Source organism: Rhodococcus sp. ACPA1 (genome assembly GCF_002300195.1).
Classification (GTDB): domain Bacteria; phylum Actinomycetota; class Actinomycetes; order Mycobacteriales; family Mycobacteriaceae; genus Rhodococcus_F; species Rhodococcus_F opacus.
Genome location: NZ_NSDX01000004.1, coordinates 1,312,204 through 1,337,051, shown reverse-complemented (window position 1 = coordinate 1,337,051; position 24,848 = coordinate 1,312,204). Strand labels below are relative to the sequence as shown.

At 67.2% G+C, this 24,848-nt stretch carries 23 protein-coding genes; 12 read left to right on the top strand and 11 right to left on the bottom strand.

Annotated features, from left to right (window positions below; translation table 11 throughout):
* Positions 1-9: 9 nt before the first annotated feature.
* Together CJ177_RS24190 and CJ177_RS24185 are read right to left on the bottom strand one after the other, a co-directional pair.
* Positions 10-498 carry an SRPBCC family protein gene (locus tag CJ177_RS24190; protein ID WP_095868781.1) on the bottom strand — a complete coding sequence of 163 codons (489 nt, stop codon included), beginning with the start codon at positions 496-498 and terminating at the stop codon, positions 10-12.
* Positions 495-827, bottom strand: coding sequence for a helix-turn-helix transcriptional regulator (locus CJ177_RS24185; RefSeq protein ID WP_095868839.1), 333 nt, complete (start codon positions 825-827; stop codon positions 495-497). Before CJ177_RS24185 ends, CJ177_RS24190 begins: the two co-directional genes overlap by 4 nt.
* Positions 828-927: 100 nt before the next feature.
* Here CJ177_RS24185 and CJ177_RS24180 point away from each other — a divergent pair, with 100 nt between their 5' ends.
* The 7 genes from CJ177_RS24180 (at position 928) to CJ177_RS24150 (ending at position 9,447) form a co-directional block, all read left to right on the top strand.
* Positions 928-1,614: a TetR/AcrR family transcriptional regulator gene (locus tag CJ177_RS24180; protein WP_005250085.1), complete on the top strand. Its 687-nt coding sequence runs from the start codon at positions 928-930 to the stop codon at positions 1,612-1,614.
* A 217-nt stretch (positions 1,615-1,831) separates the two neighbouring features.
* Positions 1,832-3,163, top strand: a complete 1,332-nt coding sequence (locus CJ177_RS24175; protein WP_061044739.1) for an MFS transporter — start codon at positions 1,832-1,834, stop codon at positions 3,161-3,163.
* A gap of 46 nt (positions 3,164-3,209) precedes the next feature.
* On the top strand, positions 3,210-4,301 hold the full coding sequence (locus tag CJ177_RS24170) for a Gfo/Idh/MocA family protein (RefSeq protein ID WP_095868780.1): 1,092 nt from the start codon (positions 3,210-3,212) through the stop codon (positions 4,299-4,301).
* A gap of 35 nt (positions 4,302-4,336) precedes the next feature.
* Positions 4,337-4,804 carry a type II 3-dehydroquinate dehydratase gene (gene aroQ, locus CJ177_RS24165; RefSeq protein WP_005250083.1) on the top strand — a complete coding sequence of 156 codons (468 nt, stop codon included), beginning with the start codon at positions 4,337-4,339 and terminating at the stop codon, positions 4,802-4,804.
* Positions 4,801-5,610, top strand: a complete 810-nt coding sequence (locus tag CJ177_RS24160; protein ID WP_005250082.1) for a sugar phosphate isomerase/epimerase — start codon at positions 4,801-4,803, stop codon at positions 5,608-5,610. Before aroQ ends, CJ177_RS24160 begins: the two co-directional genes overlap by 4 nt.
* A 151-nt stretch (positions 5,611-5,761) precedes the next feature.
* Entirely contained in the window at positions 5,762-7,036 is a 1,275-nt protein-coding gene (locus tag CJ177_RS24155) for a glycosyltransferase 87 family protein (protein ID WP_257014658.1), read from the top strand.
* 101 nt (positions 7,037-7,137) lie between these two features.
* The gene (locus CJ177_RS24150) at positions 7,138-9,447 is read left to right on the top strand and encodes a serine/threonine-protein kinase (RefSeq protein WP_095868779.1); all 2,310 of its coding nucleotides are present in this window, start codon (positions 7,138-7,140) and stop codon (positions 9,445-9,447) included.
* A 97-nt stretch (positions 9,448-9,544) separates the two neighbouring features.
* Here CJ177_RS24150 and CJ177_RS24145 read toward each other — a convergent pair whose 3' ends face one another.
* Positions 9,545-10,171, bottom strand: coding sequence for a TetR/AcrR family transcriptional regulator (locus tag CJ177_RS24145; RefSeq protein ID WP_061044735.1), 627 nt, complete (start codon positions 10,169-10,171; stop codon positions 9,545-9,547).
* A 141-nt stretch (positions 10,172-10,312) separates the two neighbouring features.
* On the opposite strand from CJ177_RS24145, the gene CJ177_RS24140 reads away from it, so the two are divergent.
* On the top strand, positions 10,313-11,545 hold the full coding sequence (locus CJ177_RS24140; protein ID WP_095868778.1) for an oxygenase MpaB family protein: 1,233 nt from the start codon (positions 10,313-10,315) through the stop codon (positions 11,543-11,545).
* On the opposite strand, the gene CJ177_RS24135 is transcribed toward CJ177_RS24140, so the two are convergent.
* From CJ177_RS24135 to CJ177_RS24115, 5 genes are all read right to left on the bottom strand, one after another.
* On the bottom strand, positions 11,530-12,036 hold the full coding sequence (locus CJ177_RS24135; RefSeq protein ID WP_061044733.1) for a DUF664 domain-containing protein: 507 nt from the start codon (positions 12,034-12,036) through the stop codon (positions 11,530-11,532). The genes CJ177_RS24140 and CJ177_RS24135 overlap by 16 nt on opposite strands.
* Positions 12,037-12,060: 24 nt before the next feature.
* Positions 12,061-13,197 carry a Glu/Leu/Phe/Val dehydrogenase dimerization domain-containing protein gene (locus CJ177_RS24130; protein WP_095868777.1) on the bottom strand — a complete coding sequence of 379 codons (1,137 nt, stop codon included), beginning with the start codon at positions 13,195-13,197 and terminating at the stop codon, positions 12,061-12,063.
* Between the two features lie 98 nt (positions 13,198-13,295).
* Positions 13,296-14,447: a M20 family metallopeptidase gene (locus tag CJ177_RS24125; RefSeq protein ID WP_095868776.1), complete on the bottom strand. Its 1,152-nt coding sequence runs from the start codon at positions 14,445-14,447 to the stop codon at positions 13,296-13,298.
* Entirely contained in the window at positions 14,444-15,877 is a 1,434-nt protein-coding gene (locus tag CJ177_RS24120) for an aldehyde dehydrogenase (RefSeq protein ID WP_061044730.1), read from the bottom strand. The genes CJ177_RS24125 and CJ177_RS24120 overlap by 4 nt, the downstream gene beginning before the upstream one ends.
* Before the next feature lie 33 nt (positions 15,878-15,910).
* On the bottom strand, positions 15,911-17,473 hold the full coding sequence (locus tag CJ177_RS24115; protein ID WP_095868775.1) for a GMC family oxidoreductase: 1,563 nt from the start codon (positions 17,471-17,473) through the stop codon (positions 15,911-15,913).
* Between the two features lie 131 nt (positions 17,474-17,604).
* On the opposite strand from CJ177_RS24115, the gene CJ177_RS24110 reads away from it, so the two are divergent.
* Positions 17,605-18,090 carry a GbsR/MarR family transcriptional regulator gene (locus tag CJ177_RS24110; RefSeq protein WP_095868837.1) on the top strand — a complete coding sequence of 162 codons (486 nt, stop codon included), beginning with the start codon at positions 17,605-17,607 and terminating at the stop codon, positions 18,088-18,090.
* Positions 18,091-18,133: 43 nt separating this feature from the next.
* Here CJ177_RS24110 and CJ177_RS24105 read toward each other — a convergent pair whose 3' ends face one another.
* On the bottom strand, positions 18,134-20,275 hold the full coding sequence (locus CJ177_RS24105; RefSeq protein WP_095868774.1) for an MMPL family transporter: 2,142 nt from the start codon (positions 20,273-20,275) through the stop codon (positions 18,134-18,136).
* Between the two features lie 99 nt (positions 20,276-20,374).
* On the opposite strand from CJ177_RS24105, the gene CJ177_RS24100 reads away from it, so the two are divergent.
* Positions 20,375-20,821 carry a MarR family winged helix-turn-helix transcriptional regulator gene (locus CJ177_RS24100; RefSeq protein ID WP_061044710.1) on the top strand — a complete coding sequence of 149 codons (447 nt, stop codon included), beginning with the start codon at positions 20,375-20,377 and terminating at the stop codon, positions 20,819-20,821.
* 9 nt (positions 20,822-20,830) lie between these two features.
* Here CJ177_RS24100 and CJ177_RS24095 read toward each other — a convergent pair whose 3' ends face one another.
* The gene (locus CJ177_RS24095; RefSeq protein WP_061044709.1) at positions 20,831-21,634 is read right to left on the bottom strand and encodes a hypothetical protein; all 804 of its coding nucleotides are present in this window, start codon (positions 21,632-21,634) and stop codon (positions 20,831-20,833) included.
* Positions 21,635-21,730: 96 nt separating this feature from the next.
* Positions 21,731-22,273 carry a lipoprotein LpqH gene (locus CJ177_RS24090; RefSeq protein ID WP_061044708.1) on the bottom strand — a complete coding sequence of 181 codons (543 nt, stop codon included), beginning with the start codon at positions 22,271-22,273 and terminating at the stop codon, positions 21,731-21,733.
* Positions 22,274-22,481: 208 nt separating this feature from the next.
* Between CJ177_RS24090 and CJ177_RS24085 the strand changes: the two genes are divergently transcribed.
* Positions 22,482-23,807: a hypothetical protein gene (locus tag CJ177_RS24085; RefSeq protein ID WP_095868773.1), complete on the top strand. Its 1,326-nt coding sequence runs from the start codon at positions 22,482-22,484 to the stop codon at positions 23,805-23,807.
* Positions 23,804-24,835, top strand: a complete 1,032-nt coding sequence (locus CJ177_RS24080; RefSeq protein ID WP_095868772.1) for a hypothetical protein — start codon at positions 23,804-23,806, stop codon at positions 24,833-24,835. Before CJ177_RS24085 ends, CJ177_RS24080 begins: the two co-directional genes overlap by 4 nt.
* The last annotated feature ends 13 nt before the right edge of the window (positions 24,836-24,848 follow it).

The window sequence follows — 24,848 nt, the reverse complement described above, 5'->3', positions numbered from 1 at the left end:
TGTTTACGATCACCAGCTCGTCTGCGCCAGAACCGCATCCAGCGCCGCGTAGCTCTCGTTCATGCCACTTTCCATGCCGGACTGCAACATGCCGTCGCGCTCCTCGGGGGTGTGGAACTGACTGACCACGGACAGCTTGGTGCGTCCGTCACCGAGGTCGGTGTAGGTGTTGTTCTCGACGATGACGTGGCCGGGCATGCCGTCCCACTCGAACGTGTACACCAGGCGCTCTTCCGGGGTGATCTCCCGGAATCTGCCCTCGAAGCCGTGGGTTTCGCCGTCCGAATGCTCGACGAAGCGCCAGTGCCCGCCGCGCTCGAATTCCCAGCGTTCGAGGTCGAGTTCGTTTCCGCGGCCCCACCACTGGGCGAGCAGTTCCGGTCTCGTGAATGCAGCCCACACGCGGTCGCGGGGAGCGTTGAAGATGCGTTCGACGTGAATCTCCCGGTCCGTCGGCGTCGAGACGGTCGCGGTCGCGGGAGTCTGCGAAGTGCTCATGACGTGCCTTCCGTTCGCTCGAGGAATTCGTCCAGACGGTCCAGGCGCCCTTCGAGCGACAGCTGGTAGTCGCGGATCCAGGCCACCTCACGCTCGAGGGAATTGGTCCCCAACATGCAGTACCGCACCCGGCCACGTTTCTCGGTCACGACCATCCCCGCCTCTTCGAGCAGTCGCACGTGCTTCTTGATGCCGGTGAGCGTCATCTCGAAGAGTTCGGCCAGGTCACTGATCGAGCAGGCGCCCTCGCCGAGCCGACGGAGGATCCCACGTCGCGTGGGGTCTGCCAGTGCGGCGAACGTAGCGTCGAGAACCGGATACTGAACCATCGAGTTCAGTGTTGCACCGACCCTGCACGCCGTCAAGGCCTGACCCCGGGGATCCACGAGCCGCGAACGCGCTCGGATAAGCTTGGGCCGTGGTCCACCGATGACAGCGTCGCCCGACGAACACGAAGAGGCGATCAGCGATCGCCCGCACACCCGCGTCTCGCCCGCGAGAACGCGCCGCAATCCGGCACTCGTTCAGGCCGACATCCTGGAAGTCGCGACCGCAGAGTTCGCCGAGAAGGGCCTGTCCGGCGCCAGCGTCAACGAGATCGCCGAGAAGACCCAGACCACCAAACGCATGATCTACTACTACTTCGGCGGCAAGGAAGGCCTGTACACCGCCGTACTCGAGCGCAACTACAAGCTCATGCGGGAACTCGAACACGAGGTGGACCTCGAGCACGCCGAACCCGTCGACGCACTGAGGTTGATCGCGCAGTTGACGTTCGACCACCACGACACGCATCGCGCCTACGTCCGCCTCGTCAGCGGAGAAAACATGATGAAAGGCAAGTACATTCGGCAGTCCGACGAGGTAGCCGGACTCGGAATGCCCGTGCTGGCGGTCCTCGAGGATGTGCTGCGCCGCGGCCAGGCCGCCGGCGTGTTCCGTCAGGACATCGAGGCGATCGACGTCCACATGCTCATCAACAGCGTGTCGCTGTTCCGCATCTCCAACCAGTACACGTTCGACGCGCTGTTCCAGCGCGACCTCGCCGCGGACGACCTGCGGGCGCATCTGCGCACCGTCATCGGTGACGTCGCGGTCCGGTACGTCTGCATCTGACCTCGCTCACGCGCGCCCCGTCACCCACCTCCCACGCCTGGTGGGGGAGCTTTGTCATGCTCTTTGTACCTACTGGACACTTTTTGGTCCGTGAGGTACAAAGTTATTGCGCCTGTCACATTCCGTGCGCTACATTCAGGATCTGCGCAGGACGAACTTCCGTTCGCCATACGAACGCCAGTGGAGCGGTGCCATGCACGCACAGAGGAGAAACCGAATGACGACGACTATCGATGCCACGGGCACCGGTCCTCGGACAGACCTTCGCAAGGTCAAACGAGCTGCCACCGCCGCGTTTCTCGGCAGTATGCTCGAGTACTACGAGTTCTACATCTACGCGTCCGCGGCGGCCCTGGTCTTCGGCAAGGTGTTCTTCCCCTCGTCGAGTGCGGCGACCGGAACCCTGTTGTCGCTGGCAACTTTCGGTGTCGCGTACATCGCCCGGCCCATCGGAGCGGTCCTGCTGGGACATCTCGGAGACCGCGTCGGACGTAAGAAGATCATGCTGTTCACCCTCGGATTGATGGGCACGGCAACGTTCCTCATCGGATGTCTGCCCGAGTACAAGCACATCGGAATCTGGGCGCCGATCCTCCTCGTCTGCCTCCGTGTCTGTCAGGGCATCTCGGCGGCCGGCGAACAGTCCGGAGCCAATTCGCTGACCCTCGAGCACTCACCGGAACACCGCCGGGCCTTCTTCACCAGCTGGACCCTCACCGGCACGCAGGCCGGCTTCATCCTCGCCACGCTGGTATTCCTTTCGGTCGCCACCCTGCCGGAAGACCAGCTTCTCAGTTGGGGATGGCGCATCCCGTTCCTCGCCAGCGCCGTCGTCGTCTTCGCCGCATACATCGCGCGGCGCAAGCTGGAGGAACCGGAGGTCTTCACGGAGAACCGGGAGAACGGCGAACTCGAACGCTTCCCCGTCGCGACGCTTCTGCGCACCCACTCGACCGACGTACTGCGGGTGATCCTGTGTGCGTTCCAGTCGGTCGGCGGCACGATCTTCGCCGTCTTCGGACTCGCGTTCGCAACCAGCTCCGAGGTCGGTATCAGCCGTCCGACCATGCTCTGGGCGGCCGTCGTCGCCAACGTCGTCGCGTTGGTCATGCAACCCTCGCTGGCCGTCCTCGCCGATCGCATCGGCCGCAAGCCGGTGTTCATCAGCGGCGTCGTCGGTCTCGCGGTGTCAATCTTCTTCTACTTCTGGGCGATCTCCACCGCCAACGTGGCGCTCATCTACGTCGGCGCGATCGTCTTCACCGGAATCTGTTACAGCGCACCGAATGCCATCTTCCCCTCATTCTATGCGGAGATGTTCAACACGAAGGTCCGGTTCTCCGGCATGGCACTGGGAACCCAGATCGGTTTCGCCTTCGCCGGTTTCGCGCCCACCATCGCGTGGACCATCGTCGGGGACAGCCGCACGAACTGGATCCCCGTCGCCGTCCTGGTGGCCGCGGCGTGCCTGATCTCGGCAGCGGCGGCGTCCACCGCTCGAGAGACGTACACGACGCCGCTCGTGCAGCTCGGCAAGCCCGTCGCATAACACCTCACCCCACCCCTGTAGACGTTCTCCAACAGAAGGAACAACCATGACCACCGCACGCCTGAAAGTCGGAATCGTCGGTTGCGGCAAGATCGCGATCAATCACGCCAAGGCCTTGCACGCCATGCCCGAGGTCGAACTGGCCGCCTGCAGTGACACCAGCAAGGAGAGGGCCGACTCCTTCACTGCCGCACACGGAATCGCCCACGCGTACGACGACCTCGAGGCCCTGCTCGGCAGCGGGCTGGACGCCGTCACCATCTGCACACCGCACCCGACCCACGAAGCGATCGTCATCGCAGCCGCCGAACACGGCCTGCACGTTCTGTGCGAGAAGCCGATCGCCATCACCCTCGACGAGGCCGACCGCATGGTCGAGGCGACAGCGGCCGCAGGGGTCAAGTTCGGTGTGCTGTTCCAGCGCCGGTTCTGGCCCGCCGCTCAGCGCATCCGCACTGCCATCGATGCCGGTGACCTCGGCGGTGCACCCATCGTCGCCACCTGCACCGTTCGGCTCGGCCGCGACCGCGAGTACTACACGTCCGATCCGTGGCGTGGCCGCTGGGACACCGACGGTGGCGGCGTCCTCATGACTCAGGCCATCCACTACATCGACATGCTGCAGTGGTTCATGGGCGACGCCGTCGAGGTGACCGGTCACGTGGACACCCTGGTCCACGGCGACTACATCGAGGTCGAGGACACCGTCGCGGCCACCGTGAAGTTCTCGTCCGGCGGACTCGCCACCATCACCGCCGGCACGACTTTCGCACCCGGTCTCGGTACTCAGATCGTGGTCGGTGGACGCAATGGGCATACGGTGAGCCTGACGGAGTTCCCGGAGGGCACACCTGCGGTCAACGACATCTGGACCGTCGCCGGCGAGGAGGAGTACCGGCAGATGCACTCGACGGCCATCGAATCGGACCCGCCGCTCTCGAAGATCCACGTCGGTCTGGTGCCGTTCCATCAGATGCAGATCGAAGACTTCGTCCACGCGATCGTCGAGGACCGCGCACCGGCGGTCTCCGGACGCGACGCTCGTCGCGCGCTCGAGATCGTCCTCGCCATCTACGAATCCTCCCGTACCGGGCAACCCGTCACCCTCACCTCGGGCGCTCTCGCCGGATTGCAATGATTGCGCCGCAACTCTTTTCACACGAGGAACGCGCGATGATTGCACCCACCGTCCTGGTCCTCAACGGACCGAACCTCGACATGCTCGGTACGAGGCAACCCGAATACTACGGTCACCAGACCCTCGACGACGTCCGCGCATTGTGCGAGCGGGTCGCCGCGTCCCTTGATGTCGAGCTGGACTTCTTCCAATCGAATCACGAAGGCGCGGTGCTCGAACGCATCCACCGGGCACGCGGGTCCGCGGACGCCATCGTGATCAATGCCGGCGGGTGGACCCACACTTCCGTGGCCCTGCGCGACGCCCTGGTCGTCCCGGAGATCCCGATTGTCGAAGTCCACATCAGCAACATCCATGCGCGCGAGGAGTTCCGCCACCAATCCTTCATCTCGCCGATCGCACAAGCCGTGATCGCCGGTGCCGGAATCACCGGATACAAGTTCGCGATCGAACATCTCGCCGCCGTGCTCGTCCCGTCGGAAGGGAACGCGGCCCGGTCATGACCGACAGACCACTGTTGTCACTTTCGCCCCTCACCGCCGTCGACACCTCACCACCCGATCTGGTGACGGCGGCCGCCGGCGCCGGCTTCGACTACGTGGGGATCCGGGCGAAAGCCGCAGCGACAGACACCCAATGGCCCATGCTCGACGACGGTCCCATGGTGCGGGAAACTCGCCGCCGTGCCGACGACCTCGGCATCGACATCCTGGACGTCGAAGTACTACGGATCACCGGAACGGACGATACAGAGGTCGCACTGCGGATCCTCGACGTGGCGTCGGTGCTGCGTGCGAAATACGTACTGGTGAACGGGAACGATCCGGAGCCCACCCGACAAGCCGACACCTTCGCACGCCTGTGCCGTGAAGCCGAGCAACGAGGTGTCGCCCTCGCCCTGGAGTTCATGGCGTTCAGTCGGATACCGACCCTCGGCGACGCCACGGCCGTGCTGACCCACGCTGCCAGTCCCGCCGCGGCGCTGGTCGTGGACGCATTGCACCTGGCCCGTACCGGCAGCTCTGCCGAAGAGGTCCGGACACTTCCCGACCACTGGCTCTCGTACGTTCAGCTGTGCGACGCCCCGAAGGAGGCCCCACCCGACCACGCGGGTCTGATCACCGAAGCGCGCACCGACCGACTCCTTCCCGGCTCGGGTGCGCTCCCGTTGCACGAATTGATCGACGCATTTCCTGCCGGCGCCGTCTATTCCGTCGAGGCCCCGGTCCTCGCTCACACCGGGTGGGCAGTCGACGTCCGAGCCGAGCACGCCTACCAAGCCCTTCGTGACACGGTTCATGCCATGTGAGCCCGGGCCGACGGGCGGCACCCCACGGCATCTCGGTGCCGGTACGGATCGGTAACGAATCCGGACACCCGCCTGTCGCAGCGGTGGACGTCTCGCGAGCGCCGTTAGCGTCTAACCCGTCGGCAAATTTCCGCGGCCGGAGGGGGCGGGAATGGGATCACGCGTTTTTCCTCGCAGCCTGGCGCTCGTGGTGGCGCTCGCCGTGTGCGCGACGATCGCGGTGGTGCTGGTGCTCGGCACCGTCGACCCGTGGACGCCGAAGATCGGGCTCTTCGCCGGCGGTGCCGATCTGCATGTCTACCGGGACGGCGGCTGGCGCGTCCTGCACGGCCTGCCGCTCTACAGCGGTCCCGTCGCGCTCGGTTTGCTCTACACGTACACGCCGTTTTCCGCGATCGCATTCGTACCGCTCGAACGGATACCCGGCGCGTACGTCGACAACCTGTGGATGGTCGTCAACCTGGGCGGGCTGGCAGGGTGCATTCTCTTGTGCTGGCGCATCCTCGGGTACCGGCTCACCCCGTACCTGTTGGTGGTCACGGCTCTGACGACGGTGACGTGCGCATTCGTCGAACCGGTGCGGACGACGCTGTTCTACGGCCAGATCAATCTGGTACTGATGCTGTGGGTGCTGTGGGATTTCTCCCGGCCGGAGCGCAGCCTCCTGCGCGGGGTGGGGATCGGGCTGGGCGCCGCGATCAAACTGACCCCCGCCTTCTTCGTCGTCCTGCTCCTCGCGCTGCGGCAGTGGCGGGCCGCCGCGGTCGCGACATCCGTCTTCGCGGGCACGGTGGCGCTGGCGTGGGTGGTCGTTCCGCGCGACTCGCGCCGGTACTGGACCAGCACGTTCTTCGACTCGACACGTATCGCCGACGACGCGCATCCGTCCAATCAATCGCTGCGCGGAACACTCACACGGCTCACGGACGGGCAGGCGCCGCCATGGTTGTGGCTGATCCTCGCGGGCGCCGTCGCCGTCGCTGCCCTCGTCGTGTCGGTGCGCCTGTACGAACGAGGCGAGCGACTGCTGTCGGTGGTGCTCGGTGGGCTCACCGCAGCGGTGGTGTCGCCGTATTCGTGGAGCCACCACTGGGTGTGGCTGGTGCCACTGCTGGTGTACGTGATGCACCGCGCGGTCTCGGGGAGCGGACGCTGGTGGTTCGCGTGCGCCGCATTGTTCGCGTCGACGGCGGCGTGGCCGTACTGGTGGAGTCCGAACGTCATCGTCGTCGGACTGTTCCTGTACCCACCGTCGTGGCCGGTCGCGTTCCTACTGCAGAACGTCTACGTGCTCGTGTACGTCCCGGTCCTCGCTTCGGCGATCCGGATGGTCACCCGGCCCGCCCAGAGTCGGCCGACCCTGACATCGGTCGTGACGGACCCGCCGGCACCGGAACCGTCGGAAGTGCCGTTGCGGAGCGCGTGACGGTCTGCTGTTCCGTACCCTTCACGAACCGTCAGGAATACCCTGGCAAGTGCACACCCCATGCACCTCCCGGAATCTGCACCGCCCGGAATCGGACCGCCATGAACGATCGCCCGCCGAGTGATTCGACGGTCGCGTCTGGGCCGCCCACCGAACTGGGTCAGGACACCCAGCTGCCGCCGTCGACGACGTCCGGCGCCGAATCGGTGTTCGTCGTGGAAAGCGGCGTCGAGCGCCTGGTCGCGGATTGGGAGTCGTCCGGTTCGCCGGCCGAGCTCACCGAGTATCTTCCCGACACGGCCGCGATCAGGCGGGCCGCGTTGATCGAGCTGATCAAGGTGGACCTCGAGTACCGGTGGCTGCGGTCGGGCCGCCCGAAGCGCATCGCCGACTACTGCCTCGAATTCCCGGAGCTGCTCGCCGAACCACTGCCACCGGAACTCGTCTATCTGGAGTACCGGGTCCGCCGTCAGAGCGGCGCCGACGTCGATCCCGCCGAGTACGTCACCGAATACCCGCAGCAGGCCGCCCGGTTCGAGACCCTCCTCGAACACGACCGCCGCATGGACCGGCGGACCATCACTGCGGAACTCGGCCCGGGCGACGACCTCGACGTCGGTGAGCGCCTCGACGATTTCGATCTGATGATGGAACTGGGTCACGGCGCGTTCGCGCGGGTGTTCCTCGCCCGGCAGCGTTCGATGCAGCGTTGGGTGGCGTTGAAGATCTCCCGGAACATCGGCAACGAGCCGCAGACTCTCGCGCAGCTCGACCACCCGTACATTGTCCGCGTCTACGACCAGCGGGTGCTGGAGGACCGCCGGCTGCGGGTGCTGTTCATGGAATACGTGCCCGGCGGCACGCTCCTCGACGTGGTGCGGCTGGTCCGCAAGACCCCGCCCGAGCAGCGATCCGGTCAGCTGCTGCTCGATACGGTCGACCGGATCCTCGAGGAGAGAGGCGAGATCCGGCCCGAGTATTCGAGTGTGCGGGACGAGATCGCCGCGCTGTCGTGGCCGGAGACGGTCGCGTGGATCGGGCTGCGGCTCGCCGACGCACTCGACTACGCCCGGGCGCACGGCGTCCTGCACCGCGACATCAAACCGGCGAACGTGCTGCTGGGACTCGAAGGCATCCCCAAGCTGGCCGATTTCAACGTCAGTTCGAGCGACAGCGTCGAAAATCGCGGCGCCGGAGATTTCATCGGCGGCTCCGTCGCCTACATGTCGCCCGAACAGCTCGAGGTCATCGACCCGAGCACCCACCGGACCGCTTCCGACCTCGACACCCGCAGCGACATCTTCGCGTTGGGCGTCATGCTGTGGGAACTGCTGACCGGGGCTCGGCCGTTCCCGGACGACGACGGGACCACGTCACCGCCGTCGCCTCGGGTACTTCTCGAGTCGCGACGGCGGGGAGTGGACCCGGAACGGTCCGCGCTCCCCGAGGACTGCCCCGCAGCGCTGCGGCGCATCCTGGTGAAATCGCTCGCACCCGATCGGGACGACCGGTGGTCGACCGGCCGGAAGCTGACGCGCCAGTTCGCGCTGTGCCTCGACCCGCACGCCCGCGATCTCGTCGACCCGGCACCGGGAAGCGTGCGGTCCAGGATGTGGCGGTGGGCGCTGCCCATCGTGATCGCGGCCGTCGGCATCCCGAACCTGCTGGCAGCCGGATACAACTACTACTACAACAAGGTCCTGATCATCGCCACGCTGCCCGCCGAGGCGCAGCAGGACCTCGAATTCGTTCACCTGGTGATCGGCGGTATCGCGTTCCCGCTGGGCGCAGTGCTCATCGTCTACTGGTGCCGTCTCTCGCTCACGGTGCCGCGCGGTCTCCGCAACGGCCGAACCTACAGTTCCGAGGTGCTGGCGAAGGCGCGCGCCACGACGCTCGGACTCGGCCACCGCGCCGTCGTGGTCAGCTTCGGCCTGTGGGTCGTCGCCGGTGTCGCCTACCCGATCGCCCTGGAGATCACCGCCGGCGGGATCCCGTTGCGCGCATACACGCAGCTCCTCGCGTCCCTCGCCGTGTGCGGGGCGGTCGCCCTCGCCTACCCCTTCTTCATCCTCACGTTCTACGCGGTGCGGTGCCTCTGCCCGATCCTGCTGTCGCACGGCGAGTTGCGCGGAAGCGACGGACGCAACATCCGGGCCCTCGGCCGGGGCATGCCGCGGTACCTCGCCGTCGCCGCGGCCGTCCCGTTGATCGGGGTCGCCGGGCTCAGCTTCGTCGGCGGAAGCACCGGCGACGCCGTGAACGCGACCGTTCGCGCGCTGTGTCTGGGCGGCATCTTCGCCTTCATCGCCGTGTACCAGTTGTTCCGGCGGATCGAGAGCGATCTGCGCGCGCTCGAGAGGGTCGTGTGGCTGGAGGTGCCGGGATCGCCGACCAGGCGACGGCGGTAGGAGCGGCTTGCGCAAAAAGAAGGCCCTTGGCGCTGCCGGGTCGGGGTCCGACAGCGCCATGGGCTCACTGGGTATTTCTCTCGAAGCCCCCTCCGCGTTACACCCCGCGTGTCGCGCGCCCGGCGAGACCGCCCATCGTCATGTCGTAGAGGACGGTGGCCAGCTCGTTTCGCCGGTCGCGGAGGTCGCGGCGGAGGTATTCGAGGCTCACCTCGCGGTAGCTGACGGTGAGCACCAGCAGCAGCGCTTCGAGGTCGACACCCGGACCGATCGCGGACGGATTCAACGTCACATACGTACGTAACAGGTCGCGGCACCGTTCCTCGATCCGGACCGAACGGTGCGCGGTGAGGGCCAGGTGCGGCGCGTCGTTGAGCAGCGAACCGAGGATGTCGCGATACCTGTCCAGGACGGCGAGGAGTTGGGACTGCAAGGCCGCGTCCTTCAGGAACGTGCCCTTCGCGACGGCGTGCTCGAGCTGCGTCCCGAACGTGGCGGTGGTTTCCTCCATGATCTTGTCGATCAGGACCTCGATGATCTCGTCCTTGTTCGCGAAGTACTGGTACACCGATCCCTTCGAGATGCCGGCGGCCTCCGCGATGGCGTTCGTGCTGCAGCCGGTGTACCCTTTGGCCCGCAAAACCTGACCAGTTGCCGACAAGATGCGCGCGACCGTCTCCTGCGACCGCTGCTGGGAGGGGTCTTTACGCTGGCCAGTGCCCATTCGCGCAGCCCTCCCGATCTGCCGCACAATGCGACTTGTACCCGTCCGATTAGGTGGGGTGAACTGTAACTCACAGCCCCGCGAGCAAGGGCTGAGGCACAAAGACGCCCCCTTCTCGACTACCGAATCGAGTGCATCGGAATGACAGAAACCCAGTCCCGGGAGTCGGCACCCGACTTCTCCGACTTCACGCCGCCGCGGCGGTTCGACATGGACTCGGAGTGGGGTCGCCGTTCGATGCGGACGCTGTCGCGGTTCGTGCACGGCGACCCGACGCCCACCCCGGCGGAGCGGGAACTCCACGCCCGGGCGGTGGTCGGTCAGGACGAGATCGGTGCCGCACTCGCGCGGGCCGTCCTCGTCGACAAGACCGTGACGATGGCCGAGTTCTCCCGGGCACTCTCCGACGGCATCGGCAGCGTGCCCGACGCCGCGCCGCCGCTGGTCGCCTTCTTCGACGCAGTGGACCGTCGGCCGTCGTGGGTCGACGACCGGCGCCTCGAACATGGGGCCGCCGTCTGTCTCCGAAGCGGAATGACCGGACTCGACCTGCTCGCGACCGGCTCCCTCATGAACGGCTACCGCAGCGCCGCCACCTCCCGCCAACTCGTGGCCACCGGCAGGCTCGTCGGGGACGGCGCCGGTCAGCGCGTGGCCGAGACCGTGCGATGGTGGTACGAGTGCGTCCTGCCCGGCGGCATGGACCGCGACCGCCGGGGCTGGCAGTTGTCCGTCCACGTCCGGTTGATGCACGCGTTCGTCAATCTGACCCTGCTGCAGGACGAGAGCTGGGACGTGTCCGACTGGGGCATGCCGATCAATCAGTCGGATCAGGCCGGGACGCTCGCCCTCTTCTCGACGACGTTCCTCGTCGGACTCCGGTCGCTGGGGGTGTGGGTCTCCGCCGACGAGGGCCGCGACGTCATGCATCTGTGGCGGTACATCGGCTGGCTGATGGGCATCGACGAGCACTGGCTGGTCGACGACGAGAACACCGGGCGCCGCAACATGTGCCAGATCGGGATGTTCGCTCCCGGCCCCGACGAAAACTCGCGGGTGCTGGCCGACTCACTGCAGAAGTCGTGGGCCACGTTCCACTACCCGCACGCAGAGTCCCTGCGACGCCGGCTCAACCGCCAGCGTCTGCTCAGCATCCAGCGGTTGTTCTCCGGCAAGCGCGGCATGCAGGAACTCGGATTGCCGGTCGTGCCCGCCTGGTTCGTTCCGCTGGCACTGGCGGGGAACGGGACGCTGCACGGTGCGGCTCGTGTGAGTCCCGCCGTCCGCGAACGCGTCGGCCGACGCTCCCAGCGGCGAGTGGAGGCGTGGCTCGCCGCCAACGAGACGTCGTCGGGGGTTCAGCGGCGCTCGTAGATGCCGCGGACGTACGCCGCCTGCCCGGCATGCTGAAGATCGTCGGAGACGACGCTGATCAACCGGACACCGAGAGTGACTGGCGGATCCCAATTCTCGTCGACAATCCGGTCGAGGTCGTCCGACCCGATCGACTGGACGTAGTCGACGGTGCGGTCGTGCACGGCATCGTGATACTCCCGCAGGAGGTCGGCGCCGGTCCGCACCTTCGCCACCTCGTCCGCGGAATGCCCGTAACCGATGTCGGCAACCGGGAAAGGGAGGTCGAGGCGCTCCACCCACCCGCCGGACGTCCACACCTGCGCGGTGCCCGCGACACCGGCGACGTGGTCGTCCTGCACTCGCGTCAGGTGCCAGATCAGCCAGGCGATGGTGTTCGCCTTCGCGTCCACGCGAAACGTGAGGGCGTCGGCGGGGAGATCGGCCAGCGTGGAATGCACGGTCTCCTGAATGCGATCGAAGGCGTCGGTCAACAGCGCGCTATGGTCCACGATCTTCCTTTCGTCGTGTTCACATCACGTTCCACTATGACGCCCCTCGGGCCCACACAGCACCGGCATCTCCGAACCTTCCCGAAATGGGTTCGCTCTACGCGGATCGGAGTCGGCTGTCTCGATCCGGCGGCGAGCCAGGATTCTCGCGGCACGATCCGTGTCGATGTCCTCGCTCTCGGCGAGAGAGTAGACCTCGGCAAGTGTGTCTCCGATGCGCCGGGTGCGTGCTCCGACCGTCTCCTCGCTCCAGCCGAGGACCTCTCGGCCGACCAAGTGAAATGCGCCGCCGGCGTTGGCGACGAAGTCGGGCGCGTACAGGACATCGCGCTTGTGGAGGATCTCCCCCGCCTCGTCGTCGGCAAGGACGTTGTTCGCGGCGCCGACCACTGCGGACGCGGGCAGTTCACGGGCGACCGCGCTGTCGAGTACTCCGCCCATCGCGCAGGGCGCGAAGATGTCACAGGGCGTGGTCAGGACGTCATCGGTCCCGACTACGGCGTGACCGAGTTGCCGAGCCCAGGCCAACCGCTCGGGGTCGGTATCCGAGACGAGGAGGCGCGCCCCGGCCTGCGACGCGAGGACGGCCAGTCCGCCGCCGACGGCGCCGAGGCCCTGAACAAGCACGGTGAGACCGTCGAGCGTCCCGAGTCCTCGGTGCATGGCAGTCGCCTTCATTGCCTCGAAGACGCCCAGCGACGTGTTGGATGCACTGGAACCGGCTCCGCCACGCGCGGCGGAGCGGCCGAAGACGAACTCGGTTGTGTCGTTGAGAACATCCATGTCCGAGGAGTTGGTGTTGACGTCGGGGCCTGTCCAGTAGTTGCCCGCGAGTGTGTCGATGTTCTCGGCGTGCAGGGTCAGGATTCGTTTCCATGTGGCCTGGTCGATCTCATTGCGCGGAGCCGGGAGAGCAATGACCGACTTGCCACCGCCCATCGGGAGGTTGCTGACGGCCATTTTCAGAGTCATTGCACCCGCGAGCCTGCCGGCATCGTCGAGCGCCTCACCCAGGGATGCGTACTGTGCCGCGCGGGTCCCACCGGCGGCAGGTCCGAGTCGGGTCGAGTCCAAGCGGATGATGAAGGACACTCCGGTTTCCCGGTCGTGCCGCGTCACTGTCAGCTCGCCGTCCCAGCACAATGTCTTGTCGAGTCTCATAGTGTCCTGCCTTTCGAAAATGGTGCCCGCCTGAAGTGCACAGTCGCGAGACCGGCCGTCTGGACAAACGTTCTCCGATCACCACTGGCTTCACTCATTCAGTGCGGATTCGCCAGATGCTGCTCCGCGAAATCCACTGCAGTCCATGCCATTGCGATAGCACCCTCGGTAACAGCCCTGTCGGCTGCCGGGCCGATGCAGGCGTCGGCGAATTCAGGTTGGTGGTTGACCGCGGGATGACAGTCCAGGCCGAGCATGGGGTGAATGGTGGGCACGACGTGAGAGACGTTGCCCATGTCGGTCGCTGCACCCACCATTCCGTCCGGTAAATCAGGAAAGCTGCGACCGAGGGTTTCTGCGTTGGCGCGGTAGTGAGCAAGCAGGGCGGCGTCCGGACGCAAGTCCGCGTAGTCGGGTCCGCTGGGCGTGATCGACATGGCGCATCCGGTGGCCAGCGCCCCAGCCTCGAAGCAGGCTTTCACGCGCGTAGTGAGCGTGGCGAGTGCCTCCGCGGTATCGGAGCGGACGATCCAGCGTCCGGACGCGCTGTCGGGGATCACGTTGACGGCGGTGCCGGCATCGGTGACGATGCCCTGAATTCGGTCGGTTCCGCGAGTTTGTTGTCGCAGTTGGCCTATCGCCACCTGCGCGATGAGCATCGCGTCTGCAGCGTTGACTCCGAGTTCGGGATAGGCCCCGGCGTGGGCGGGCTTGCCTTTGTACGCTACTTCGAACTGGGAAACAGCCGTTCCGGGCATCGCCGCCATCTCGACGGCGGCGGGGTGGACCATCATGGCCGCGTGGAGTCCGTCGAAGGCACCGCGTTCGAGCATGAGGATCTTCCCGCCGCCGCCCTCTTCGGCAGGGGTGCCGAGGAGGGTGACGGTCAACCCCAGGTCGTCGGCGAGGGGGGCCAGGCCGAGGGCGGCACCGACGGCGGCTGCAGCGATGATGTTGTGACCGCACGCGTGCCCGATCTCGGGGAGGGCGTCGTACTCGGCGCAGATTCCGACGTGCACCGGACCCGATCCGATCGTGGCGCGCACCGCCGTCGGCAGGCCGTAGCATCCGTGCTGCACCTCGAATCCCCCGCTGCGGAGTTCGTCGGCGACCCACTCACTGGCTCGGTATTCTTCGAATCCCAATTCAGGGTTCGCATGGATACGGTGAGAAAACTCCAGGAGCGTTCGTTCGTGCCGTCGAATCCTCTCCTCGACAGCAGCTTTCGCTCCGACGGCACCCGATGTCATGAGAGCGTGGACACAGTTGCCGGAGCGGTGTGAATCGTTGCGGGACGGGTCGCGGCGTCATACGCAGCACGGGCGCCGGTCGCGCCCATACCACTGTCGCCCGCGGGCTCATAGAGCCTCTCCGGGCCACCGCCCTGCCACTGATTGATCCAGGTCACCCCGGCAGGGATGCCGGCGGCCGCGGCGGCATGGTCGGGGTTGTGCGTGTAGACGGTGGCCCCGAGCGCGAAGCGTGACGAACTCGCGCGCTCGAGCCCCTCCTCGAACGAGGAGACGACCACGATCGGGGCGATCGGGCCGAACGTTTCCTCGGTCATCACCAGCATGGAGTCGTCGACGTCGGTGAGCACGGTGGCCGGGTAGAAGAACCCCGTCCGCTTCGGGATCACGCCGCCGACGTGGACGCGAGCGCCACGCTCGACGGCATCGGTTACGTGCCGATGGACGATATCGCGCTGGCGTGCATCGACCAACGGCCCCAGCACGGTCTCGGCGTCGTGGCCGTCACCGAGAGCATAGGTGGATGCGGCGTCGACCAGGGCGTCGACGAACTCCCGGGCGATGTCCTGGTGGACATAAATGCGTTCCATGGACGTGCAGATCTGCCCGGTGTTGACGAACGCACCGAAGGCGATCGCGGCGGCGGTTGCGACCGGATCGACCCCGGAGTCGACGACGACTGGGTCCTTGCCGCCGAGTTCGAGGATCGACCGGCACAACCGCCCACCGGTTCCAGCGCCGATCCGGCGGCCGGCCTCGACGGAACCCGTGAAGTGCACCAGCCGGATCTGCTCGTGCTCGACCAGCGGTGCCCCCGCCCGGGCATCACCGAGGACGAGGTTGACCACGCCTGGAGGCAACGTCGACAACTCGAACAGCCGGGCGGTGGAGAGTGGCGAGCGTTCGGATGGCTTGACGACGACGGTGTTGCCGGAGGCGAGCAGCGGCCCGAGAGCACCCAGCACCATCGGCACGGGGAAGTTCCACGGGGTGATGACGGCGGTCGCGCCGAGCGGGTGACGCAGGATCGTCGTTCCGCCGCCGTCCGCGCCGGGGAGGGTTTCGACGAAGGGATAGGTCAGGGCCTCTTCGACCGCGGTCCGAAACCCTTGGACACCACCGTCGATGAAGGATCTGCCGAGGGCGACCGGCTTCCCCATTTCCTGACATTCGAGTTCCGCGAGTTCCTCGGCGTGTTCGGCGATCGCCGCGGCCCACCGGGTCAGGTGTTCCACGCGTTCGGCGACCGGAAGCTCCGCCCACCCAGGCTGCGCCTCCACTGCCGCATCGACGGCGCGGTCGACATCGTCAGGAGATCCTCCGGGGTAGCGTGCGATGACGTCTTCGGTGGCGGGGTTCACCAGATCATGCAGCGTCGAACTCTGGGAGTCCTCCCATTTTCCACCGATCAAGTTCTGTAAGGTCTTCATACGAAAAGTGTTGCCTTCCCTGTGATGTGGAGTTCAGCGGATACGATCGGCCATGAGCTCGCCGACCATGATCGCCGTCAAATTGGTGTTGGCCCGCGGGACGGACGGGAATATCGACGCGTCCACCACCCGCAGCCCGTCCGCTCCGAGGACCCGACACGACGGGTCGACCACGGTGTCCGCGCTCCCGGTTGCACCCATCCGGCACGTGCTGGTGGCGTGCTGAACATCGCTCACGGTTGCGAGCAAGTAGTCGTCGAGCTCGCTGTCACTCTCGAGCACCGAGAACAGGGCCCTGTTCTCGGCCTCGAGCGGCCCATGGGTGATGGCGGCGACCGCCGGGTCACGAGCGAGTTCGACCAGATCGCGTATCCCGTCGCGCAAACGGGACAGGTCCCGCTCGTCGGAGAGCATCCGGGAGTGAATCTGAGGCTGATCCGCCGGGTCGGCCGAGGTCAGCGTCAACACCCCGCGGGAGAACGCCTGATTCACCCAGACGCCGAACGCGCCTGCCAACGCGCGCATATCAGGATTGGCCATCGCAACGACATTCTGATTCTGCGACACGAACATCATGTCGCCGATGGGGGCGCCGGGCTCGCTGGTGTAGCGGACGCAGACATTGGTGTGTCGGTCGTCCGGGCTCTGGATCCCTGCCTCGTCGATCAGAGGAATCGACACCACCGCCATCGGATGGTCTTGCAGACCTCGCCCGACCGGAAGGTCCTGGCGCACCTCGATCCCGAACGAGCGCAGATGTCCGGACGGACCGATTCCGGATCGCATGAGAATCGCGGGAGAGTGGACCGCTCCGGCGCTGAGTACCACCTCGTCGGCGTGCTCGGTCACCACCGTGCCGTCGACGACGACCCGGACGCCGATCGCGCGGTCTCCGGAGAAGATCACCTGGTCGACCAGGGCATCGCCGCGGATCGTCAGGGTCGAGGACTCGCGAGCGGCCTCGAGGTAGGCGTCGTTGACCGAGACGCGCCGGCCGGAGCGGGAGTTGATCGGGTACGGCGAGACACCCATGGCGTGGGGCGCATTGACGTCCGCGGCCCAAGCATGGCCGGCCGAGAGGGCCGCCCTGCACAGCGCGGTATCAACGGACCCCCAGTTCTCCTGGGGCATGCGGTAAATCGGGGTCGGTCCACCTCGACCGTGATAGGCTTCGTCGCCGTACTCCTCGTCGTCTTCGAGTTTGGCGAAGTACGGCAGGACGTCGTCGGGTCCCCAACCCACGCAACCCCAGCTGACCCAATCGTCGAAGTCCGCCATCGGGGGACGGATCGCGATCTGTCCATTGATCGATGAGCTGCCGCCGACCCCTCTACCTCGCCAGTAGGGCGCAGGCGCTTGCTTCTCGGTCCGTGCCGCATCGAGCCCCGTCCACACCAGATTTTCGGTCGCCGTCGGGTCGAGCAATGCCCTGATCGGGTTGGGTGACCGCCACGCTTGGTGCATCTGCGCCGAGCGATAGTCCGGTCCGGCTTCGAGGAGCAGGACCCGCTTGCCTTTCTCTGCGGAGCGGACCGCGAACGCGGCCCCCGCCGAACCCGCACCCACCACGATGACGTCCCAGCCTGTCTCGGTCACAACAAACCTCCGTAACGAGTTGCGCGAATGAGGTCTCGGGAAGCACCCGGGTCCTGCCGAGTATGATTCTGTAGACAAAGAGTTCAGTCAATAGTGAATATTCATTTTTTTCTGACCGAATGGAGGTGGCGGTGTCCGTCGACGGCAGCGACAGCGGAGAGAAGGCTTCCCTCATCGAGGACTTCGGTGTGCATATCGGCGGTGCGATGGGCTGGCCCCCCATGGCGGGCCGAGCCGCGGGAGTCCTGATGCTCAGCGAGGCTCCGATGACGATGGCGCAACTGCAGGATGCGCTCGATGCGAGCAAGGGATCGGTATCCGAGACAACCCGGTTGCTCATCACCACCGGCACCGTGGAACGCTTCAAAGAGCCGGGAAGTCGCCAGTTCGTCTACCGATGGCGCGACGATGCCTGGATCGGATGCTTACAGCACCAGCTCGAGCAGACCACCGAACTGCTGGCGCTGGCGGAGAGTGCCCAAACCCGCGGAAAGACCCTCCCACCCGAACAGCGCGCCCGCTTCGACGAAATGCACGTGTACTACAGCTTCATGGTCAGCCGACTCGAGTCGCTGCTTGCGGAGTACACGGCAGGGTTCAACGCTGCGCGACCATGAGCGAACAGGCAGGCATCACGCCTGCGGCATTCGCCGAGCGCGCTCACATACGACTCGAATCCAATTCCGGCTCCGCAGAGACGTTCTCGTCGGGTTCCGATGCCGACGCGAGCTTGCTCGGCCACCAGATCTTCTGCCCGATGTCGACGGTGAGGGCGGGCACCAGGAGTGACCGCACGAGGAGTGCGTCGAGGAGTACGCCGAACGCCACGATGAAGGCGATCTGCGCGAGGAAGATCAGCGGGATGACGGCGAGCGCCGAGAAGGTCGCCGCCAGAACCACTCCCGCCGACGTGATCACTCCGCCGGTGACGGTCAGGCCGCGGAGCGCTCCCCGGCGCGTGCCGATGCGCCGGGCCTCTTCCCGGACCCGGGTCATGAGGAAGATGTTGTAGTCGATTCCGAGGGCGACGAGGAACACGAACGCGAACAGCGGGACGACGGGATCGGCACCCGGGAATCCGAAGATGTGCTCGAAGACCAGGGACGAGATGCCCAGCGTCGCAGCGAAGGACAGCACCACCGTTCCCATCAGCAGCAGCGGCGCCAGTAGCGAACGCAGCAGCAGACACAGGATCGCGAACACCACGAGGATTACGACGGGGATGATCAGGGTGCGGTCACGCGTCGACGTGGTCTTGGTGTCGAGGTCCGTGGCGGTGGTGCCGCCGACCAGGGCGTCGGCGCCGTCGATCGGGTGGACGGCGTCACGCAGGCGGACGATGGTGTCCTCGGCCGCGAGGGAATCGGCCGGATCGGTCAGGGTGGCTTCGATCGCCACCCGGCCGTCCACCACCAGTGGGTCCTGCGTGCCGGGGGTCGACAGCACGGTGATGTCGCCGACCCCGTCGACGCGGGCAGCGTCGGCTACCGCTTCGCGGGAGCCCTCGTTCGCGATGATCACCGCCGGTGAACCGGAGCCGGCGTCGAAGTGATCGCCGAGGATCTGCTGGCCCGCAACGGAATCGACGTCGAGCAGGAACGTCTCGGACTCGGCGACCCCACTCGCCTCGAACTGGGGCATCAGGAGCGCGAAGAGCACCAGCACCAGGCTCGACGCCACCCAGAATCGGCGTGGATGCGCACCGATCCGTGCCGCGAGCGCGGCCCAGAACTTGTGGTCTGCGGCTTCGTCCTTCTCGGCGTGCCGTGCATCGAACGCGGGCCGGCTCGGCCAGTACGCCGTCCGGCCGAGGAGCACGAGCACCGCGGGGAGGTACGTCATGGACGCGACGAACGACGCCGCGATGCCGATGGCCGCCACCGGTCCGAGGCCGCGGTTGGAGTTGAGATCGGACAGCAGCAGGCAGAGCACGCCGGCGATGACGGTGCCCGCGGACGCGGCGACGGGTTCGAGCGTCGCCCGCCACGCGGTCCGCATGGCGCGGTACTTGTCCTGCTCGATCCGGAGTTCCTCGCGGTAGCGGGACACGAGCAGCAGTGCGTAGTCGGTCGCGGCGCCGAAGACCAGGATGAACAGGATTCCCTGACTCTGACCGTTCAGTGCGATCACACCGGCGTCGGCGAGCAGGTACACGAGGAGACTCGACAGTCCCAGCGCGAAGACGGCGGAGGTGATCACCGCGAACGGAAGGATCGGACTGCGGTAGACGACGACGAGGATGAGGATCACGACGACACCCGCCACCAGGAGCAGCAGTCCGTCGATTCCCGCGAACGCCGCGGACAGATCCGCTACCTGTCCGGCGGGCCCGGTGACGAGGACGGTGAGACCGTCCGGTGCGGCATCGAGCGCGTCCCGGAGTTCCGTGACACTGTCGCCGACCTCGCCGGCGCTGTCGACGGGCACGAACATCTGCAGTGCCCGGCCGTCGGCGGACGGGATCGGCGGTGACACCTCGTCACCGAATCCCTCCGAACCGGCGAAGGAGTTCGCGGTGCCGGCGAGGAACTCGGTGTCGGCCGCGGTGATCCCCGACGTCCGTTCGGCGACGACGATCGCGGGCACGAACTGTGTGTCGGTGAAGCCCTTCTGCAGCGCGGAGACCTCCGTGGCCTCGGCTGACGCGGGCAGGAACGACGTGCTGTCGTTCTGCTGGACCGAGGAGAGTTTGCCGGCGAACGGACCACCGAAACCGCCGACGGCCAGCCAGACGATCACCAGCAGGGCTGGCAGAATCCACCGCAGGCGACGAACCGGGCGCGGGCGGGCAGTTGTGGTCACGTGCTCTCCAATGCTGGACGGTTCGACGACCGGATGTCCGGATTGCGATGTTCCTATTTTGTTCAGCCTGCTGAGCAAATTGCAAATGGAGGCGAAGAAATGACGAGCGACGGCATGGACGAGTGGCCCACCGGACGCCTGCTGTCCACGGCTGCGCGGCTGGTCGAGCACTCGTGGGAGGCCATTCTCCGGTCGCAGAACATGACCCACGCGGGCCTCATCTCACTGCACACGATCGCCGACCGGCCTGCCTCGCAGCGGGACATCGCGAAGGCCTCCCGGGTGACGGACCAGACCATCAGCCGCACCATCGACCGCCTCGAGCGAGCCGGGTATGTCACCCGGGAGACCGATCCGCTCGACGAGCGGCGCAAGCGGGTCGCGATCACCGAGTCGGGGCGCGCGATCTACCGCCGCCTGCTGACCCTGGAGAAGGAGGATGCGGCCCTCACCGCCGCGGTCGGCGACGTGGGGCCGCTGCGCGAACAACTCCTGCTCCTCGTCCGCTCGCTGGGACTTCCGCCCCGGGACGAGACCGGGGACTGATCGCCGCCGTCACACATTCGCAGGCAGGGCGATGACGACCTCTTGTTCATTCCCCGGCAGATAGTGGACCGTCACCACCCGGCCGACCTGGACGTGCCCGACGCTGCGCGGCGGCAGGAACTTCTCGACACGGGTCGTGAACGTCGTGCCGTCGGGCCGGGTGACGGCCAGCCCGAGTTCGACCTTCGAATTCCCGTTGCGGATCTCGCCGGGCACGCTGAGCGAGTGCACCACCGCCTGCGCGGGGATGCCGCGTGCCGCGATGTCGAGCTTGCCCGGGGTGGTGATCCCCTGACGAATCATGGATCGGTTCAACGCATCCTGCGCCGTCGACATATCGCCCGAGCGGTCGATCTCGACCTTGTCGGTGCGGTCCGGAAGATAGCGGACGGGCAGGACGACCCCCGGACGGAGAAGCGCCAACTCGGTCAGCGGCACGATCATCCTGGCGTGCGATTCGAAGATCTTGCCGTCGGCGCCCTCGACGCCGAGGTCGATCCGCACTTCCGGTTGGTCGTTGAGCGTCATGCCGGTCTGACGCACCGACCGCACCGTCCCGATCCCGACCGCTCCGTGCCGGAACGCGGCACTGTTTCGCCCCGTGAACGCTGCCAGCACGCTGTCGCCGGTGACGGCGAAACAGACCACGACCACGCTGAGCGCGACGATCGGCCAGATCATCTGCGGGCCGATCCACGACAGCGCGTCGATTCCGTAGTTCGCCCGCCCCCGATCGCCGAGGCCGTACCACAGGTAGTAGCCGACCGACCCGACGAGAAACACCAGGGCGGCGGTACGCACGATCTTCTTCACGATGAGTCCTCTCCGTGCCTGAACTGGGTGGAAGAACGAGTGGGACGCGCACGAACTCGCCTGCCGCGACTCCGCGCGCGTCCCGGGTGAGCCGGCTCAGCCGCCCACGACGGTCGAGCATGCGAACGTGATGTCGAACTTCGACGAACTCGGCGCGGTCGGGTTGCTCATGTCGGGCGCGCCGACGCCTTCGCCGGTGATCGTGTAGGTGTCGCCGTCCTTCACGACCGTCGCGGAGCCGCCGGGCATTCCCTGGCCGAAGCCGAGGGCGTACGGGAGGCCGTTCGACCCGCCCTTGCTGCCCGCGATCCCGACGGCCTGCACGGTGTCCGTGCCGGTGATGGTGGCGGAGACCGCCAGGTCGCCGTACGTCGCGTTGGCGGTGTCCGCCAGCGCCAACGCCAGCGTGTCGCCCTGCTTGGCGCAGGTGGCGTCGAAGTCGGCTTGCAGCGCGTTGCCGTCGACCGCCGCGGAGGATGCACCCGCCGGGCCCGAGGCCGCCGGGGACTGTTCGGCGCTTCCGCCGCCGGAGCTGCCGTCGCTGGTGTCGCTGCAGCCCGAGACGAGCAGGGCGACAGCGGCCGCCGCCACGACGGCGGCGGTGTAGACGCGCTTCTGAGTCCGAACGATCTTGTTCATGATCCGTCCTTCACGTTTCGTGAGGGGCGCTCGGCGCCCGTCGTCGATTCCTTCGGCTCGCGGACTGGAGCCGATGTGAGAAAGGTAGGAACGTCTCGCGCCCTACCGATCCCAGATTTGCCGACGGGTCGACGGGGCATCCCTGCGGTAACCTGCTCGAATGCGGACGGGATCGAGGAGCTCAGCGGCTGCTCGGCGACCGCGCGCGATGGTCCTCGACGAGGTGTGGCGCGAGCTGGACGGGGTCGAACCGCTCAGTGGGCCGGCCGGCGGACCACTGCGCCGCACCGTGAAACTGATCCTCGATCCGCTGGTCATCCGCCCGGTGCAGAACCCGCTGTGCGCCGGGCCGATCGTCACGGCCGACGGGGCGCAGTTGCTCGCCACCCGGGTGCACGCCTCCGCCGACGTGCTCCGCGCCACCGCCGCCTGGTTCACGCTGCTCAAGCGGGTTCGCCGGGCGCTGCGCATCACGGACGGCAACCCCCAGGACCTGTATTTCCAACGCTGTTTCGAACTGGCGACCGGTTCGGGCGCCCCCGACCCGCTCCGGAGCGAATCCGTCGCCGAGGACACGTTGCGCGACGTGCACGATGTCGCCGCAGGCCGCACCACTCAGGCGTTGAAGGCCCACGTCACCGACCCTGCGCGGGCACGGGAACTGAACGCCCTGATCGACGTCGCGTGGGGACGGCGGCCGCTGTCGGGCCCGGCCACCGGCGACCACGCCGCCGCGATCGACGCGGTCCTCGATGCCTGTCCCGGCGCGCGCCTCGAGCAGGACGGTGACGACGGACGGCACGCGCTCGACAGCCTGGTCGCCGGGCACGCGGGGACCCACCACGGCATCGCGCTCTGGACGACCGAGGTCTCGGCCCGCCGGCTCGGACTGACGGCGCATCCCGTGCCCGTGCCGCCGCGGCTGGGGACGTCGGCGTCCACGTCGACCCTCGGGCTCCCGTTCGACCGGTCCGTCCATGAGCGCGTCTTCACGGTGCTCCGCGCGTCGACCGACCGTGCGGAGCTGCCACCGATCCAGGAACTGGTCACGACCGAGATCGCCCGAAGTTGCTCGCCCTGGGCGCTTCTCGACGAATCCTTGCGGGTCGCGGCGACGACGGGCGCCGCGCTGGCGACCGGTCTCCGTCCGATCGGAACGCCGTCTCCCCCCGCGGCCACGGACACCACCGCCGTCCGGGTGATCAACGGCCGCTGGCAACGGGAGGCGTACGTCCTGCAGGCACGCCGCCTCACGGTGAGCGCCGACGCCGCGTCGCTGCCCGAAGCGAATCCGCTGACGGCCATCGCCGCCGAACTCCTCGAGCCGTGGCGGCCCTACCTCCGCCGCCTGTGGGTCCGCCTCCACGGCCGCGACGTGCGCGAGTTCGCCGTCCACGAACCCGAGGAACTCTGGGACGTCCTCGACGGCGTGGCGCGATCGGTCATCCTCGACCACCGCATGCGGGTCAAGCAGGTACTCAGCGCAATTCCGCTCACGGATGCGGCGGATGCTCCCGAATCGAGGGCGAGTTGACTACCGGCACAGTGCGGGTCGACCGCGCGCCCGACGGGGTCTGGATCATCACCCCCGACGACGCACCCAGCGTCCTGGACGACGCCGCAGGCATCGACGTGGCTGTGCTGGAAGTCGTCGGCGGACACCTGTCGTGGAGTGTGCTCGCGGAACACCCGGTCCCGGTCGCGGTGCTCGACGACGTCGCCTCGACGCAGAACTGGGTGTGGGCCGTGTTCGGCGAGGAGGTGGCGCTCGCCATAGCGTCCGGCTCCGGGCGCGACGTCACGGTTTCCCCGGCGCGACCTCGGGTGGCCGACGGTGCACGGCGACTCGCGTACGCGCACTGGGCGGCGCGGTGGTGGCCCACCTCGACGATCGACGCCTTCCCGCCACTCGACGAGGGGTTGTTGAACGGCGAGATCGCCACGCTCGTCGAGGAATGCGATCTACTCGTCGACGGGGTCGACTCCGTCGCGGCGACCGGCCCGGCGCTCGCCGAGCGTCCCGGCCGGGCAGACGACTACGCCCTCGCGGCCGGCGCCGCGACCCCGACGCTGCCGAGCACGCTCGTCCTGGCGCGGGGTACCACCGGATCCGACTGGCGCCGATACCCACCCGGACTCGTCGACGCGTCCGAGCGTGCGGTGTCCTGGGAGGTGGTGCGCGCCGCCGGGAACACGACCGTGCGGGTGAGCGTCGTTGCGGCACCGGGCCTCTCCGAACCCGTGCCGGAGCATGTGCGTCCACACGCGCTGATCGGTACCGCATCGGGCACCGCTGACGTCGCGCTGCAGCTGTCGGGAGATGTGTGGTTCGGCGAGTCGGCCGCACCACCGGGCTCGGAGGCGGGGGTGTCCGTGGATGTGTGTCTGCCCGGGTTCGGCGTGACCGGCCACCCGGACGTCGGAGGTTCGGAGGTCCGGGAGCGGGTTCGGGCCCTGGTCCGCCGGCGGCTACGCCGTGCTGCGGAGACGGCGCCGGACGACGGACCGGACGCGCCCCTACTCGCCGAGGTAGCGGCGGCCGCCTCGGATTCGGACTTCTGACGTGGGAGATCAG

Coding starts and splice junctions, on each gene's coding strand:
- CJ177_RS24185 (WP_095868839.1), bottom strand. CDS start 827: ATGGTTCAGTATCCGGTTCTCGACGCTACGTTCGCCGCACTGGCAGAC.
- CJ177_RS24120 (WP_061044730.1), bottom strand. CDS start 15,877: ATGAAGACCTTACAGAACTTGATCGGTGGAAAATGGGAGGACTCCCAG.
- aroQ (WP_005250083.1), top strand. CDS start 4,337: ATGATTGCACCCACCGTCCTGGTCCTCAACGGACCGAACCTCGACATG.
- CJ177_RS24160 (WP_005250082.1), top strand. CDS start 4,801: ATGACCGACAGACCACTGTTGTCACTTTCGCCCCTCACCGCCGTCGAC.
- CJ177_RS24130 (WP_095868777.1), bottom strand. CDS start 13,197: ATGAGACTCGACAAGACATTGTGCTGGGACGGCGAGCTGACAGTGACG.
- CJ177_RS24125 (WP_095868776.1), bottom strand. CDS start 14,447: ATGACATCGGGTGCCGTCGGAGCGAAAGCTGCTGTCGAGGAGAGGATT.
- CJ177_RS24085 (WP_095868773.1), top strand. CDS start 22,482: ATGGTCCTCGACGAGGTGTGGCGCGAGCTGGACGGGGTCGAACCGCTC.
- CJ177_RS24180 (WP_005250085.1), top strand. CDS start 928: ATGACAGCGTCGCCCGACGAACACGAAGAGGCGATCAGCGATCGCCCG.
- CJ177_RS24140 (WP_095868778.1), top strand. CDS start 10,313: ATGACAGAAACCCAGTCCCGGGAGTCGGCACCCGACTTCTCCGACTTC.
- CJ177_RS24175 (WP_061044739.1), top strand. CDS start 1,832: ATGACGACGACTATCGATGCCACGGGCACCGGTCCTCGGACAGACCTT.
- CJ177_RS24170 (WP_095868780.1), top strand. CDS start 3,210: ATGACCACCGCACGCCTGAAAGTCGGAATCGTCGGTTGCGGCAAGATC.
- CJ177_RS24145 (WP_061044735.1), bottom strand. CDS start 10,171: ATGGGCACTGGCCAGCGTAAAGACCCCTCCCAGCAGCGGTCGCAGGAG.
- CJ177_RS24190 (WP_095868781.1), bottom strand. CDS start 498: ATGAGCACTTCGCAGACTCCCGCGACCGCGACCGTCTCGACGCCGACG.
- CJ177_RS24150 (WP_095868779.1), top strand. CDS start 7,138: ATGAACGATCGCCCGCCGAGTGATTCGACGGTCGCGTCTGGGCCGCCC.
- CJ177_RS24155 (WP_257014658.1), top strand. CDS start 5,762: ATGGGATCACGCGTTTTTCCTCGCAGCCTGGCGCTCGTGGTGGCGCTC.
- CJ177_RS24090 (WP_061044708.1), bottom strand. CDS start 22,273: ATGAACAAGATCGTTCGGACTCAGAAGCGCGTCTACACCGCCGCCGTC.
- CJ177_RS24100 (WP_061044710.1), top strand. CDS start 20,375: ATGACGAGCGACGGCATGGACGAGTGGCCCACCGGACGCCTGCTGTCC.